Source organism: Pseudomonas fluorescens (assembly GCF_000968015.1).
GTDB classification, from domain to species: domain Bacteria; phylum Pseudomonadota; class Gammaproteobacteria; order Pseudomonadales; family Pseudomonadaceae; genus Aquipseudomonas; species Aquipseudomonas fluorescens_W.
In genome coordinates, this window is sequence record NZ_LACH01000054.1 from 24,224 (window position 1) to 37,482 (window position 13,259).

Sequence of the window (13,259 nt, forward strand, 5' to 3'; positions counted from 1 at the left end):
CTCCTACAGGGTCCGGTGTCGGCCACAAATCTCGCGAACAACATAAAACCAATGTGGGAGCGAGCCTGCTCGCGAAAGCGGTGTGTCAGGCGACAGTGTTTTTGACGGTGCTGACGCCATCGCGAGCAAGCTCGCTCCCACAGGGGGCTGTGCCCACCACAAATCTTGCGGAGTTAGCCGTCGCGCCTTTATCTAGGGTTTGGCGATCGCGATACGCCAAACCTTGTTCCCGACATCATCGGCCACCAACAACGCTCCGCTCTGATCAAGCGTGACGCCCACCGGGCGCCCTTGCGCTTCGCCATCGGCATTGAGGAAACCCGTCAAGAAATCGACCGGCATGCCTGAAGGCTTTCCGTCGGTGAACGGGATGAACACCACCTTATAGCCCGCCTGCGGATTACGGTTCCACGAGCCATGTTCACCGACAAAAACGCCATTGGCGAAGTTCGCAGGCATCGCGCGGGAATCAGAGAACGTCAGCCCTAACGGTGCAACGTGGGTGCCCAGCGCGTAGTCTGGCGCGATGGCCTTGGCCACCTTGTCCGGACGCGGCGGCTCGACTCGGGTGTCGACATGGGCACCGTAGTAGCTCCACGGCCAGCCGTAGAACGCACCGTCCTGCACCGATGTCAGGTAATCCGGCACAAGGTCGCTGCCGATTTCGTCGCGCTCGTTGACCACAGTCCACAACTGCGTCGAACCGGGCTTCCAGGCCAGCCCGTTGGGGTTGCGCAGGCCGCTGGCAAACAGACGCTTGCTGCCGGTTTTGACGTCCACCTCCCAAATCGCTGCACGCCCGTCTTCTGCATCAAGACCGTTCTCGCCGACATTGCTGTTGGAACCGACCGTGACGTAAAGCTTGGAACCCTCGAGGTTGGCGAGGACATTCTTGGTCCAGTGGTGATTGATGCCTGCGGGCAGATCGGTGACTTTCACCGGGGTGGCGTCACTCTCGGTTTGCCCCTCGATATAAGGCACTTTGACCAAGGCATCGGCATTGCCGATAAACAATTCATTGCCCACCAACGCCATACCAAACGGCGAAGCGAGGCCCGTCATGAATACCTTCCGGACTTCCGCGTGGCCATCACCGTCGGCATCGCGCAACAAGGTAATGCGATTGGCACTGGGTGCATCAGCGCCAATACGGCCCATCACAAAACCCATGACGGTGCGTTTTGCCCAGGCGATCGGGCCGGTGCCACCGTCAGTCGCGCCTTCCGGCATTGGTGGGTGATTACTCTCGGCAACCAGAACATCGCCATTGGGCAGCGTATACACCCAGCGCGGGTGATCGAGGTTTTCGGCCAGCGCGGTCACTTTGAAACCGGCAGGTGCCTTGGGCATGTCATTACCCGCCCAGCCGATCGCTTTGGATACTTTTAACGTAGGGATCAACGAGGTAGTGGGTTCAGGCAATTGCGGGGACGGACCGACGCTGGCCTGAGACGGCAATTTGGAAGACTCGCCACACGCGGTGAGCAGCGCGGCAGTCGTCATCAAGAGCGCAAGTCGGTTGGACACATTCATTGTTCTAACCTCGCAACGGCCATCCGTGGGCCAATTATTGGGCAGGCAAAATCCCGGCGAAGTATCGCGGCGCGGGTCCGTTTCAAACACCGCGTCTGTCGCAAATCAAATTTGCCTAAAACGCACGAATGCGCGCCTCTAAAGCCGGGCACTATCGCAAGCGCCTGTTTCAACCGTTCCTGAGTTCAAACGGGGTTCAACAACGCCTCCCGTAACAGCCTGGCGGCCGGCGAATCCGGCACGCCTTTGCGCGACACCAGCTCGTACGGTTCGCTGCGCGAGGTGATGGGCAGCGGCAGCGTGGTGGTGAAACCGTAGCCGGAGCAGAACTTCGCCACATCGGTCGACACCAACGCGACGAGGGTCGGGTTTTCCTGAAGCAGCGACAAGGTGGCAAACGCCGACGTGGTTTCCAGCAGGTGCACCGGAAAACGCAGGTCAGCCTCGTGAAACTCGCGCTCCAGCAGCAAACGCATCGGCATGTTGGCGCGATAGACCACCCAGCGGTAATCCACCAGGTCCTTCAGCGAGAGCTGCCGGGCATAGGCGAACGGATGCTGAGTGCTGGCGATCACTGCCAGGGTTTCTTCGACGAAGATCGAACTCTCATACAAGTAGGGCGTGTTGCTGATGGTCGTACGGCAGATCGCAAGGTCCAGGCGCCCGGCGTCAAGCTGGCTGAGCAGTGCGGCGCTGGTGTCTTCGACGATCTCGATGGACAGCTTCGGGTGGTCGGCAATCACCCGGCTGATCGCGGTGGTGAGCAGTGGGACGGCACCCATGATGGTGCCGACGGACACACGTCCGCCCTCTCCGCTCATGATGCCGATGATCTCTTCGCGCAGGTGCGCAAGGTCGGTCTGGATCAGCCTTGCGTAGCGAATGACCGAGCGCCCGGCATCGTTCGGTTCAAGCCCGCGGTTAGTGCGGGTGAACAGCGCGGTGCCGAACGTGGTTTCAATTTCTTGCAGGGCTTTACTGGCGCCGGGCTGGGTCAGCGCGACCTGTTTGGCCGCGCCCAGCAAGGAGCCGTGTTCATCAAGGGCTATCAACAAGCGAAGCTGCTTGATGTGCAGGCGGGACATGATCGAATTAAGTGAGGGCGTCATCAGGGTTAACTAAAAGTTATAGAGGTATCGAAAGTTGTCAGTATCGAGGCTCGCCACGACGGCCCTATAGTCCACTCCACAACCAGGCAATGCAATGGGTTTGACCAGATAGCGAAAGCCTTCCTGCCGCAGACCGATTGCAACAATAACAATCCTGTATAACTTGTGGTGAATCATGTCCCTCATCAATTACGTCACCAAGATCCAGTTCGGCTACGACAGCCTGCAGCATCTGGCCGCCGAAGCCGAGCGCGCGGGCATTACCCGGCCGCTGATTGTCACTGACATCGGCGTGCGCAATGCCGGCATCGTCGACAAGGTCATCGCGGCCCTCGGCGCCAGTCTTCCCCCTTCGATTTTCGACGCCACCCCGCCCAACCCAAACGAGCACGCCGTACGTGAAGCCGTCGCGCAATACCATCGCGACGAGTGCAACGGCATCATCGCGGTCGGCGGTGGTTCTTCCATCGACCTGGCCAAAGGTGTCGCTGTTTGCGCCACTCATGACGGTCCTCTGCAAAGCTTTGCGGTGATCGAAGGTGGCCTGGATCGCATCACCTCTGCCACCGCGCCGCTGATCGCCATTCCTACCACGGCGGGCACCGGCAGCGAAGTCGGCCGAGGCGCCATCCTGATCCTCGACGATGGTCGCAAGGTGGGCGTAATCTCTCCTTATGTCGTGCCTCGCGTGGCCATCTGCGACCCGGAACTGACCCTGGGCCTGCCACCGATGCTGACCGCCGCCACCGGCATGGACGCGATTGCTCATTGCATCGAGACGTTCATGGCGCCGGCCTTCAACCCGGCGGCGGATGGCATCGCCCTCGACGGCCTGTGGCGTGCCTGGGAACACATCGAGCGCGCCACCGCCGAGCCCGGTGATCGCGAAGCCCGGATGAACATGATGAGCGCGTCGATGCAAGGCGCACTCGCCTTTCAGAAGGGATTGGGCTGCGTGCACAGCCTGTCCCACGCCTTGGGCGGCATCAATCCGAAGCTGCACCACGGCACCTTGAACGCCATCTTTCTGCCAGCGGTCGTGGACTTCAACGCCAACGCCCCGACCGTTCGCGACGAACGCAAGCTCGAACGCCTGCGGCACGCCATGGGCCTTGAGGCCAACGCCAATATCGGCACGGCCATCGAAGACATGACCCGACGCCTGGGCCTGCCGACCCGCCTGAGCGAAATCGGCGTCGACGAAAGCCTGTTTGCCGGCATCGTCGAAGGCGCCTTGCACGACCACAGCCACAAGACCAACCCCCGCGAAGCATCGTCCGCGGACTACCTGTCGATGCTTGAGCAGTCGTTGTAACCGTCGCTACCCAACAATAAAAAATGAGGAGGCAGCCGCGTCGTCGGTTGAACCGACGCCAGCGCAACAATCATGAAGCCCACCGTCCTGATCGACCGGCAAGACAGCCTTGCCACCGTCACCCTCAGCCACCCGGGAAAAATGAACGCCCTGACCTTGTCCATGTGGCAGGACCTGGGTGATGTCATGACCGAGTTGTCCGCCGACGCCACCGTGCGTTGCGTGGTGTTGCGCGGTGCCGACGAACAAGCCTTCGCCGCCGGCGCCGATGTCAGCGAGTTTCCGACCGTGCGCGCCAACGCGGCACAGGCCCGGGTGTATGCCGACATCACCTCCAGAGCCATGCGCGCTGTCGCCGACTGCCCGCACCCGGTGATCGCGATGATCCATGGCGTGTGTGTCGGCGGCGGCCTGGAAATCGCTGCGCTCTGCGACCTGCGTATCTGTGGCACCTCCAGCCGTTTCGGCGCGCCGGTCGGCAAACTGGGCCTGATCATGTCCTATGACGAAATGGCCGGTCTGGTGGCGTTGGCCGGACGCTCGACGACCCTGGAGATTCTTCTCGAAGGCCGCATTCTCGACGCCAATGACGCCTACGTAAAAAACCTCGTGACCCGCGTCGTGCCCGATGCCGAGGTCGAGTCCGAAACCCTCGCCACCGCCAAGCGCATCGCCAATGGAGCGCCCCTCGTCGCCCGTTGGCATCGCCAGGCCGCACGCCAGCTTGAGGCCGGCGTTGCACCCACCGCCGAGCAGATTGACGCGAGTTACTTCTGCTACGACACCGAAGATTTTCAGATCGGTCTGAACGCTTTCATCGAGAAAGCCAAACCACAATTCAAGGGGAAATAACATGGGACCGCTGACAGGAATGCGCGTTGTAGAACTGGCTCACATCATGTCCGGCCCAGTGTGCGGAATGATGCTGGCCGACATGGGCGCGGACGTGGTGAAGGTCGAGAAAGTCCCGGGCGGTGATGATTCGCGCCGCTTCTCGCCGATCATGGCCAGCGGTGAATCCGCCTCGTTCATGGTGGTAAACCGCAACAAACGCGGTATTGGCCTGAACCTGAAAACCGAGGGCGGGCGCGACGTGTTGCGCCGCCTCTTGATGGACGCCGATGTGGTCACGGAAAACTACCGTGCCGGCACCATGGAGAAATTCGGCCTGGGTTATGAAACGCTGAAAACCCTCAACCCTGGGCTGATCTACTGCGCGATCTCCGGCTACGGCCGCAGCGGGCCGTTTGGCGAAAAAGGCGGTTTCGACCTGATCGCCCAAGGCATGAGCGGCATGATGAGCATGACCGGTGAAGCCGGGCGTGAGCCGGTCAAGGCCGGTTCGCCAGTGGCTGACATCAACTCCGGCATTCTCGCCGCCCTCGGCATCTGCGCAGCGTACGCCGCCAAACAGAAAACCGGCCTCGGGCAGATGGTCGACACTTCATTGTTCGAAGCCGGTCTGCAACAAATGTACTGGCCAGCGGCGGCGTATTTCGCCGACGGCACCATCCTGCCGAAGATGGGTTCCGCCAACTCCACCAGCGCGCCGTATCAGGTGTTCCGCACGGCGGACGGCTGGATCAACATTGGCGCCGCCAACCAGGCCAACTACGAACGTCTGGTCGAGGCGCTCGCCCTGCCCCAACTCAAAGCCGACCCACGATTCGCCAGCAACGCATTGCGCATGGAGCACCGTCTGGCCCTGGTGGAAATCCTCAACGAAGTCCTGGTCGCGCGCACCACGGATGAATGGATGGTGCTGTTCGACAACCTCGGCCTGCCTGCCGGGCCGGTCCTCGATATCGCGGCGGCGCTGGCTCATCCACAAACGGAAGCACGCGGCATGGTCGTCGAGACCGAACACCCGACCGAAGGCCGGGTACGCGGCATGGGCCTGCCGATTCACTTCTCCGACATGGACAACGCCGCGCCGCCAACCAGTCGGCATGCCCCGCTGCTCGGTGAACACACCCGCGAAGTGCTGAAAGAAAGCGGCTTTGCTGAAGATGAAATCGATGAGCTGATTAGAACCCAGGCCGTCGTGGCACTGGCGTAACGCAAACCTGTAGGAGCGAGCCTGCTCGCGAATGCGGTGGGTCAGTCGACATGAATTTCGAGTCTGACGACGCTATCGCGAGCAGGCTCACTCCTACCCGGAGCAGCGTTCGCTTGAACGATCCGCTGTTTTTTAAAACAACTACAAAAACAATAAGGTGAACATCATGAGCCGTATCTTGACCGAGTCCGTCAGCCGCCGATCATTCCTAGTGTCTGCCGGCGTCACCGTTGGCGGCGCATTCGCCGCCAACCTGCTGCCCTCCAGCGTCTTCGCCGCGACCAAACCCATTGTGTTGCGCTACACCAGCAGCCTGCCCGACACCCATCCGCTGAACATCCAGATGAAGGCGGCTTCGCTAGCCATCAAGGCCGAAACCAACGGCGCCGTGGACCTGCAGGTGTACGCCAACGGCGCCATGGGCGGCGACACCGACATGCTGTCCCAGGTGCGCGCCGGGGCAATCGACTTCATTCCCTTGCCAGGCGCGATTCTCTCCACGCTGGTGCCGGCCATGTCGATCGAAAGCATGCCGTTCGCATTCAAGGACTACGACAGTGTCTGGGCCGCGCTGGACGGCAAGCTGGGCGAGTACGTACGCGCCAAGACCGAGAAGGTCGGCCTGATCCCGATGGAGAAAGTCTGGAACAACGGCTTCCGCCAGATCACCAGTTCGACGCGTCCGATCAACACCCCGCAAGACCTGGCCGGTTTCAAATTGCGAGTGCTGGTCAGCCCGCTGTGGACCTCCATGTTCAGCGCCCTCGGCGCCTCGCCAACCGGCATCAGCATCAACGAGACCTACTCGGCGTTGCAGACCAAAGTCGTCGACGGTCAGGAAAACCCGCTGGTGGTCGTTGAAGCCGCACGCTTCTATGAAGTGCAGAAATACTGCTCCATGACCGACCACATCTGGGGCGGTTTCTGGATCGTCGCCTCGGGCAAGACGTTTCCAAAACTGCCCGCAGACGTGCAGGAAATCGTCTCCCGGCAGATCAACGCCGCCGCGCTGATTCAGCGTCAACAGGTGATCGATCTCAACGCCAGCCTGGAGCCGTCCCTGACCGCCCACGGCATCACGTTCAACAAAGTCGATCGTTCATTGTTCAGGACTGATCTGCAGTCCAAAGGCTTCTACACCCAATGGAAGGAAAAGTACGGCCCTGAAGCCTGGAGCTTGCTCGAGCAGTACGCGGGTCAACTGTCCTAAGCCGGAGACAAGGTCATGAAAAGCGAAATACCAATGACGGATGTTTCTCCCGCTGAAGGACTCAGCACGCGCCCCACCACGTTTCGTCTCGGTCGCGCACTGGACACCGGGCTGCGCTGGCTGACCGAAGGCAGCGCGGCGTTGCTGGTGGTTATCGAAGTCACGCTGCTGTTTTGCAATGTGTTCTCGCGCTACGTGCTCAATCAACCCATCGTCTGGGGCGACGAACTGGCCTCGCTGCTGTTTCTCTGGCTGGCGATGCTCGGCTCAGTGGTGGCGATGCGTCGAGGCGAGCACATGCGGCTGACCTCGTTCATCGGGCGGCTGCCGCTGGAAAAACGCGCCTTTGTCGACACCTTGGGCGCCGTGATCGTCATCACATTCATCGGGTTGCTGTTCACGCCGGCCTGGGAGTACGTCAGCGACGAGTGGATCATCACCACTGCCGCCCTTGAAATCCCCAACGCCTTTCGCGTGTCCGCCATTGCGGTCGGCCTGAGCCTGATGCTGATGACCTGCGTTGCACGTCTGCTGACCAGTGCCCGGTTGATCGACTTTTCGGTGTCGGTGGCGATGCTGGCCTCCCTGGCCGCGTTGTTGTGGGTGGCTGAAGGTTCCCTGCTGCTGATGGGCAACTGGAACCTGGTGGTCTTCTTCATGATCGGCGTGATGGCGATGATCGTCATCGGCGTGCCGATCATGGTGGCGTTCGGCCTGGCGACCGTGGCGTACCTGTCGACCATGACCAGCACACCCTTGACCCTGGTGGTCGGGCGGATGGACGAAGGCATGGCGAGCCTGATCTTGCTGGCCATTCCGTTGTTTGTGTTTTTGGGTGCGTTGATCGAAGCCATGGGCATGGCCCGCGCGATGATCCGCTTCCTCTGCTCGTTGATCGGCCATGTCCGTGGCGGCCTGTCTTACGTGCTGATCGGGGCCATTTACCTGATCTCCGGCATTTCCGGCTCCAAGGCGGCCGACATGGCGGCCATCGCACCGGCGCTGTTTCCGGAAATGAAGAAACGCGGTGAGGATGAAAACGAACTGGTGGCGATGCTCAATGCGTCCGGGGCGATGTCGGAAACCATTCCGCCAAGCCTGGTACTGATCACCATCGGTTCGGTGACCGGCGTGTCGATTTCCGCCCTGTTTACCGGTGGTTTCATGCCAGCGGTGGTGGGTGCCATCGCCATGGCGGCGGTGATCTGGTGGAAAAACCGCAAAGGCGAGGCCTCCACCGGCAAACGCGCTTCGGGCAAGGAAATTGGCCACTCGCTGCTGATCGCGTTACCGGCATTGGCCCTGCCCTTCGTGATCCGCACCGCGGTGGTTGAAGGGGTCGCGACCGCCACCGAAGTCGCCGCCATTGGCGTGGCTTACACCTTCATCGTCGGCTTGTTGTGCTACCGCTGCTTTGACTGGCGCCGCCTGTATCCGATTCTGGTCAGCACCGCGTCGTTGTCCGGCGCGATCCTGATCATCATCGGCAGCGCGACCGCCATGGCCTGGGCATTGACCCAGTCGGGCTTCTCGCACCAGTTGGCGCAGGTGATGTCGACGGTGCCGGGTGGCGCGATGGGCTTCCTGATCATCTCCGCCGTGGCGTTCATCCTTCTGGGCAGTTTTCTGGAAGGCATCCCGGCCATCGTGCTGTTCGGGCCGCTGCTGTTTCCGATTGCCAAGGCCATGGGCATCAACGACGTGCATTACGCCATGGTCGCGATCTTCGCCATGGGCCTGGGTTTGTTCGCCCCACCGTTTGGCGTGGGTTTCTACGCCGCCTGCGCCATCGCCAAGGTCGACCCCAGCGGCGCCATGCGTCGGGTCTGGCCGTATCTCGGCGCGCTGGTTGTGGCCCTGGGCGTGCTGATCGCCGTGCCATGGATTTCCATCGGTTTCCTGCCCAACGCCTGAATCACTTTTTGACTGTCAGCACTCAAATACGAGGTTTCTCATGAATTTCTCCACACTCGAAGCCGGCACCGCCACCGAACGCAAACTGATCGTCGACAAGGAACGCACCATCTCGTTTCTCGGCGAAGACTTGCGCATCTACGCCACGCCCCGCCTGGTGGATGACATCGAACGGACGTGCCTGGACTACCTGCTGACCTTCCTCGATGAGGGCGAAAACACCGTCGGCGCGGCAGTCGACATCCGCCACGTTGGGGCCACGTTGCTGGGCATGTCGGTCAGCATCGTCGCCACGGTTACCCGGATCGAGGGTCGCAGCGTCACCTTCAACGTCGAAGTGCGCGATGACGTCGAGCTGGTGGCCACGGCGGCGCATACCCGGGTGGTGGTGAACGTCGCCAAACTGCGCAGCCGCGTTCAGGCCAAGGCCGAGGCAGCCGCCGCAGGGGAAGTCGAAGACAGCGCACTCAGCCCTTCCCAATTCGCCGCGTCGCGCTGAGCAAGGGACCCCGTCATGATCACGCTGCACGAACGCAACGGCTTGCCCAACCTGGCGGCCGAGGATGCGCTGCCGATTGTCGATGCTCACCACCACTTGTGGGACCTGGGCAACGGTCGTTATCCGTGGCTGCAGGACGAGTATCACGAGGATTTTTTCCTCGGCGACTATCACAGCCTGTGCCGTGATTTCTTGCCGGAAAACTTTCTTGCCCTGACCGAAAGACAACGGTTGGTGGGCACGGTGCATGTCGAGGCCGAGCGTGCTCGCGATGAGCAAGTCGCCGAGACACGCTGGCTGGAACAGGTGAATGCCCGTTACGGCTTCCCGAATGCCATCGTTGCCCATGCCTGGTTCGATCGTGAGGACAGCGCGGAAATCCTCGCGGCACAGGCCGCCCGGCCGCTGGTGAAAGGCATACGCTCCAAACCCGTCACTTCGGCATCGCCTGAGGTGTCGATTGCCGGGGCTCGCGGCACCATGCAAGACCCGAAATGGCTGGAAGGCTTTTCGCGTCTGGCGGATCACGACCTGTCGTGGGATCTGCGCGTGCCGCCGTGGCACCTGGTGGAGGCCGCTGAAGTGGCAGCGATGTTTCCGCAGATCCGGATCGCCCTCAATCACACCGGTTTCGCCTGGGATCGCAGCCCGCACGGCATGGCCCGTTGGCGCAAAGGCCTGGAAGCCCTGGCCCTGCAACCCAACGTGCACATCAAGCTCTCGGAGTTCGGGCTGAAAGACTCGCCCTGGAACTACGACGACAACCGGATCGTGGTGCTGACCGCACTGGAGATCTTCGGCCCCGAGCGCTGCATATTCGCCAGCAATTTCCCGGTCGCCGGATTGCGCGCGTCCTACGACACGATTGCCGACGGCATGGCCGCGATGCTCGCGCCACTGGGCCGTGCCGTGCAGGAAGCGGTGTTCGCCGGCAATGCACAACGCTTTTATCGTCTGGAGGAACAGCATGGATAACCCATCCGTGATCGACTGGCGCGCGCGCTTTTTGGCCAGCGGCGAAGATGCGGACTTACCCATCGTCGACGCCCACCAGCATTATTTCGATATCGAAAAGCATTACTACCCGTGGCTGAACGACCGCCCGTTGCGACCGTTTCGTTACGGCGATTACTCGTCGATCTGCCGCAACTTTCTGCCTGAGGACTATCGCCGGCTGACGGGCAACCATCGCATCGTGCAGACCGTCGTCATCGAGGGTGAATGGGACCCTGCGACGCCCGCCGATGAGGTGAGGTTTGTCGAGTCTCTGGCACATAACGAACCGACCCTGGCGGCAATGGTGGCGCAGGCCTGGCTTGATCGTGAAGACGCATCGGACCTCTTGCGCCAGTACGGCGATCATCCGTTGGTGCGCGGGGTGCGCCACAAACCTGCGGTCACCAGCCTTGAGGCATGGCGCGAAGATTTCGTGGCGCCAGGCTCCATGCGTGACCCTCGTTGGCGCGAGGGCTACGCACAACTGGCTGAAAATGGCCTGCACTTCGAGTTGCAGGCGCCCTGGTGGCATCTGGCGGAAGCGGCCGAGCTGGCCAGGGACTTTCCTGACGTGACCATCGTGGTCAATCACACGGCGCTGCCGGCTGATCGTTCGGAAGAAGGGCTAGCCGGCTGGCGTGAAAACCTCGCGTTGCTGGCACGCGAGCCGAACGTTGCCTTGAAGATTTCAGGTATCTGTATCCCCGGCAAGGCGTGGCCCGTCGAGTCGAACCGCGTGGTGGTGAACGACGCGATTTCGATTGTCGATGTCAGTCGCTGCGCATTTGCCAGCAATTACCCGGTCGACGGCGTCGTGAACGGCATGAGCGAGATCTTCGACGGCTTCAAAACGATTGTCAGCGACCGCTCCCTCACAGATCGCCTCGCCCTGTTTCATGACAACGCCCGACGTATTTACCGGCTCACATGACCCGAATTGAACAGACCTTCAGGAGTTCCCATGTTTGAAGTTTCAGGCCACAACTACATCGCAGGCGCTCGTTCGGCAAAAGGTTCGAGCACCTTGCAAAGCCACGACGCCAGTACCGGCGAAGCACTGCCGTATCGTTTCCATCAGGCGACCGTGGATGAAGTGAACACGGCTGCAGAAGCGGCGGCCACGGCTTACCCGATCTTTCGCCATCTTTCATCCGCCCGACGCGCTCAGTTTTTGGAGGCTATTGCCACTGAGCTTGACGCGCTGGACGACTCGTTCATTGCCCTTGTGTGCCGGGAAACCGCCCTGCCTGCCGGCCGGATTCAAGGTGAGCGGGCACGCACCAGCGGCCAGATGCGCCTGTTCGCCACGATGCTGCGTCGCGGCGATTTCTACGGCGCCCGCATAGATCGTGCGCTACCGGATCGCCAACCGTTGCCTCGCCCCGACCTGCGCCAGTACCGCACCGGGCTCGGTCCGGTCGCCGTGTTCGGGGCCAGCAATTTCCCGCTGGCCTTCTCCACCGCTGGCGGCGACACCGCTTCCGCCCTCGCAGCGGGTTGCCCAGTGGTGTTCAAGGCCCATAGCGGGCATATGGCAACCGCCGATTACGTCGCCGATGCGATCACTCGCGCGGCCAGAAAAACCGGGATGCCGGATGGCGTGTTCAACCTGCTCTACGGCAGCGTTGGCGAGGCGCTGGTCAAGCATCCGGCGATCCAGGCGGTGGGTTTCACTGGGTCATTGCGTGGCGGCCGGGCCTTGTGTGACATGGCGGCGGCGCGTCCTCAACCGATCCCGGTGTTCGCCGAGATGAGCAGCATCAACCCGGTGGTGGTGATGCCCGAAGCACTCAAGGCGCGCGGGGAAAAGATCGCTGCCGAATTGGCCGCTTCCGTGGTGTTGGGCGCAGGTCAGTTCTGCACCAATCCCGGTTTGGTACTGGGTATTCGCTCGCCGGAGTTCACGGCTTTCCTCGAGCGCTTTACCGGTTTGATGAGTGAACAACCGGCGCAAACCATGCTCAACGCCGGCGCGTTGAAAAGCTATTGCCACGGTTTGGACAACCTACGCGCTCATGCTGGCATGACTCACCTGGCCGGCGCACAACAACAGGGCAATCAGGCACGGCCGCAAGTGTTCAAGGCCGACGTCAGCCTCTTGATCAACGGTGATGAGCTGCTGCAGGAAGAAGTCTTCGGCCCGACCACCCTCGTGGTGGACGTCGCTGACCAGGCCGAGTTGCTCCAGGCACTGCACGGTTTGCGCGGTCAGTTGACCGCCACGCTGATCGTCGAAGATTCGGAACTCAATACCCTGAACGAAGTGCTGGCCCTGCTGGAACAGAAAGTCGGGCGCGTGCTGTTCAACGGCTACCCGACCGGGGTGGAAGTCTGCGATGCCATGGTCCACGGCGGACCGTACCCGGCCACGTCGGATGCTCGCGGTACCTCGGTCGGGACGTTGGCGATCGATCGTTTTCTGCGTCCCGTGTGTTATCAGAACTGCCCCGACAGCTTGCTGCCGGACGCGCTGAAGAACGCTAACCCGCTCAGCATCGCCCGACTGGTGGACGGCGTCAGCCGCCGCGATGCGCTGTAAGTCACCCGGCTTCAACTAACACCCGCTGTCAGCACAACTTCCGCGCCTGTTGAACAACAGGCGTCGGATTCGCTCGTCCCGAAAA

At 61.5% G+C, this 13,259-nt stretch carries 11 protein-coding genes; 9 read left to right on the forward strand and 2 right to left on the reverse strand.

Annotated elements, in window-relative coordinates:
• Positions 1 to 192: 192 nt before the first annotated feature.
• Both VD17_RS23095 and VD17_RS23100 read right to left on the reverse strand, forming a co-directional pair.
• Positions 193 to 1,533: a PQQ-dependent sugar dehydrogenase gene (locus VD17_RS23095; protein ID WP_046055820.1), complete on the reverse strand. Its 1,341-nt coding sequence runs from the start codon at positions 1,531 to 1,533 to the stop codon at positions 193 to 195.
• A gap of 185 nt (positions 1,534 to 1,718) precedes the next feature.
• Positions 1,719 to 2,642 carry a LysR family transcriptional regulator gene (locus VD17_RS23100; protein ID WP_046055821.1) on the reverse strand — a complete coding sequence of 308 codons (924 nt, stop codon included), beginning with the start codon at positions 2,640 to 2,642 and terminating at the stop codon, positions 1,719 to 1,721.
• Between the two features lie 175 nt (positions 2,643 to 2,817).
• Here VD17_RS23100 and VD17_RS23105 point away from each other — a divergent pair, with 175 nt between their 5' ends.
• From VD17_RS23105 to VD17_RS23145, 9 genes are all read left to right on the forward strand, one after another.
• Entirely contained in the window at positions 2,818 to 3,957 is a 1,140-nt protein-coding gene (locus VD17_RS23105; protein ID WP_046055822.1) for an iron-containing alcohol dehydrogenase, read from the forward strand.
• 72 nt (positions 3,958 to 4,029) lie between these two features.
• Positions 4,030 to 4,809, forward strand: a complete 780-nt coding sequence (locus tag VD17_RS23110) for an enoyl-CoA hydratase-related protein (RefSeq protein WP_046055823.1) — start codon at positions 4,030 to 4,032, stop codon at positions 4,807 to 4,809.
• Between the two features lies 1 nt (position 4,810).
• A complete protein-coding gene (locus VD17_RS23115; RefSeq protein WP_046055824.1) occupies positions 4,811 to 6,016 on the forward strand; it encodes a CaiB/BaiF CoA transferase family protein in 1,206 nt (401 codons plus the stop codon).
• A gap of 166 nt (positions 6,017 to 6,182) precedes the next feature.
• Positions 6,183 to 7,226, forward strand: coding sequence for a TRAP transporter substrate-binding protein (locus VD17_RS23120; RefSeq protein ID WP_046055825.1), 1,044 nt, complete (start codon positions 6,183 to 6,185; stop codon positions 7,224 to 7,226).
• A 15-nt stretch (positions 7,227 to 7,241) separates the two neighbouring features.
• Positions 7,242 to 9,140: a TRAP transporter large permease gene (locus tag VD17_RS23125; protein WP_046055826.1), complete on the forward strand. Its 1,899-nt coding sequence runs from the start codon at positions 7,242 to 7,244 to the stop codon at positions 9,138 to 9,140.
• Positions 9,141 to 9,180: 40 nt separating this feature from the next.
• Positions 9,181 to 9,639, forward strand: a complete 459-nt coding sequence (locus VD17_RS23130) for a thioesterase family protein (RefSeq protein ID WP_046055827.1) — start codon at positions 9,181 to 9,183, stop codon at positions 9,637 to 9,639.
• A gap of 15 nt (positions 9,640 to 9,654) precedes the next feature.
• Positions 9,655 to 10,614, forward strand: coding sequence for an amidohydrolase family protein (locus VD17_RS23135; RefSeq protein WP_046055828.1), 960 nt, complete (start codon positions 9,655 to 9,657; stop codon positions 10,612 to 10,614).
• Entirely contained in the window at positions 10,607 to 11,566 is a 960-nt protein-coding gene (locus tag VD17_RS23140; protein WP_046055829.1) for an amidohydrolase family protein, read from the forward strand. The genes VD17_RS23135 and VD17_RS23140 overlap by 8 nt, the downstream gene beginning before the upstream one ends.
• A gap of 30 nt (positions 11,567 to 11,596) precedes the next feature.
• Positions 11,597 to 13,174 (forward strand): aldehyde dehydrogenase (NADP(+)), encoded by a 1,578-nt coding sequence (locus VD17_RS23145; RefSeq protein ID WP_046055830.1) that lies wholly within the window; start codon positions 11,597 to 11,599, stop codon positions 13,172 to 13,174.
• Positions 13,175 to 13,259: the final 85 nt, after the last annotated feature.

Coding starts and splice junctions, on each gene's coding strand:
- VD17_RS23145 (WP_046055830.1), top strand. CDS start 11,597: ATGTTTGAAGTTTCAGGCCACAACTACATCGCAGGCGCTCGTTCGGCA.
- VD17_RS23105 (WP_046055822.1), top strand. CDS start 2,818: ATGTCCCTCATCAATTACGTCACCAAGATCCAGTTCGGCTACGACAGC.
- VD17_RS23135 (WP_046055828.1), top strand. CDS start 9,655: ATGATCACGCTGCACGAACGCAACGGCTTGCCCAACCTGGCGGCCGAG.
- VD17_RS23115 (WP_046055824.1), top strand. CDS start 4,811: ATGGGACCGCTGACAGGAATGCGCGTTGTAGAACTGGCTCACATCATG.
- VD17_RS23120 (WP_046055825.1), top strand. CDS start 6,183: ATGAGCCGTATCTTGACCGAGTCCGTCAGCCGCCGATCATTCCTAGTG.
- VD17_RS23130 (WP_046055827.1), top strand. CDS start 9,181: ATGAATTTCTCCACACTCGAAGCCGGCACCGCCACCGAACGCAAACTG.
- VD17_RS23110 (WP_046055823.1), top strand. CDS start 4,030: ATGAAGCCCACCGTCCTGATCGACCGGCAAGACAGCCTTGCCACCGTC.
- VD17_RS23095 (WP_046055820.1), bottom strand. CDS start 1,533: ATGAATGTGTCCAACCGACTTGCGCTCTTGATGACGACTGCCGCGCTG.
- VD17_RS23100 (WP_046055821.1), bottom strand. CDS start 2,642: ATGACGCCCTCACTTAATTCGATCATGTCCCGCCTGCACATCAAGCAG.
- VD17_RS23140 (WP_046055829.1), top strand. CDS start 10,607: ATGGATAACCCATCCGTGATCGACTGGCGCGCGCGCTTTTTGGCCAGC.
- VD17_RS23125 (WP_046055826.1), top strand. CDS start 7,242: ATGAAAAGCGAAATACCAATGACGGATGTTTCTCCCGCTGAAGGACTC.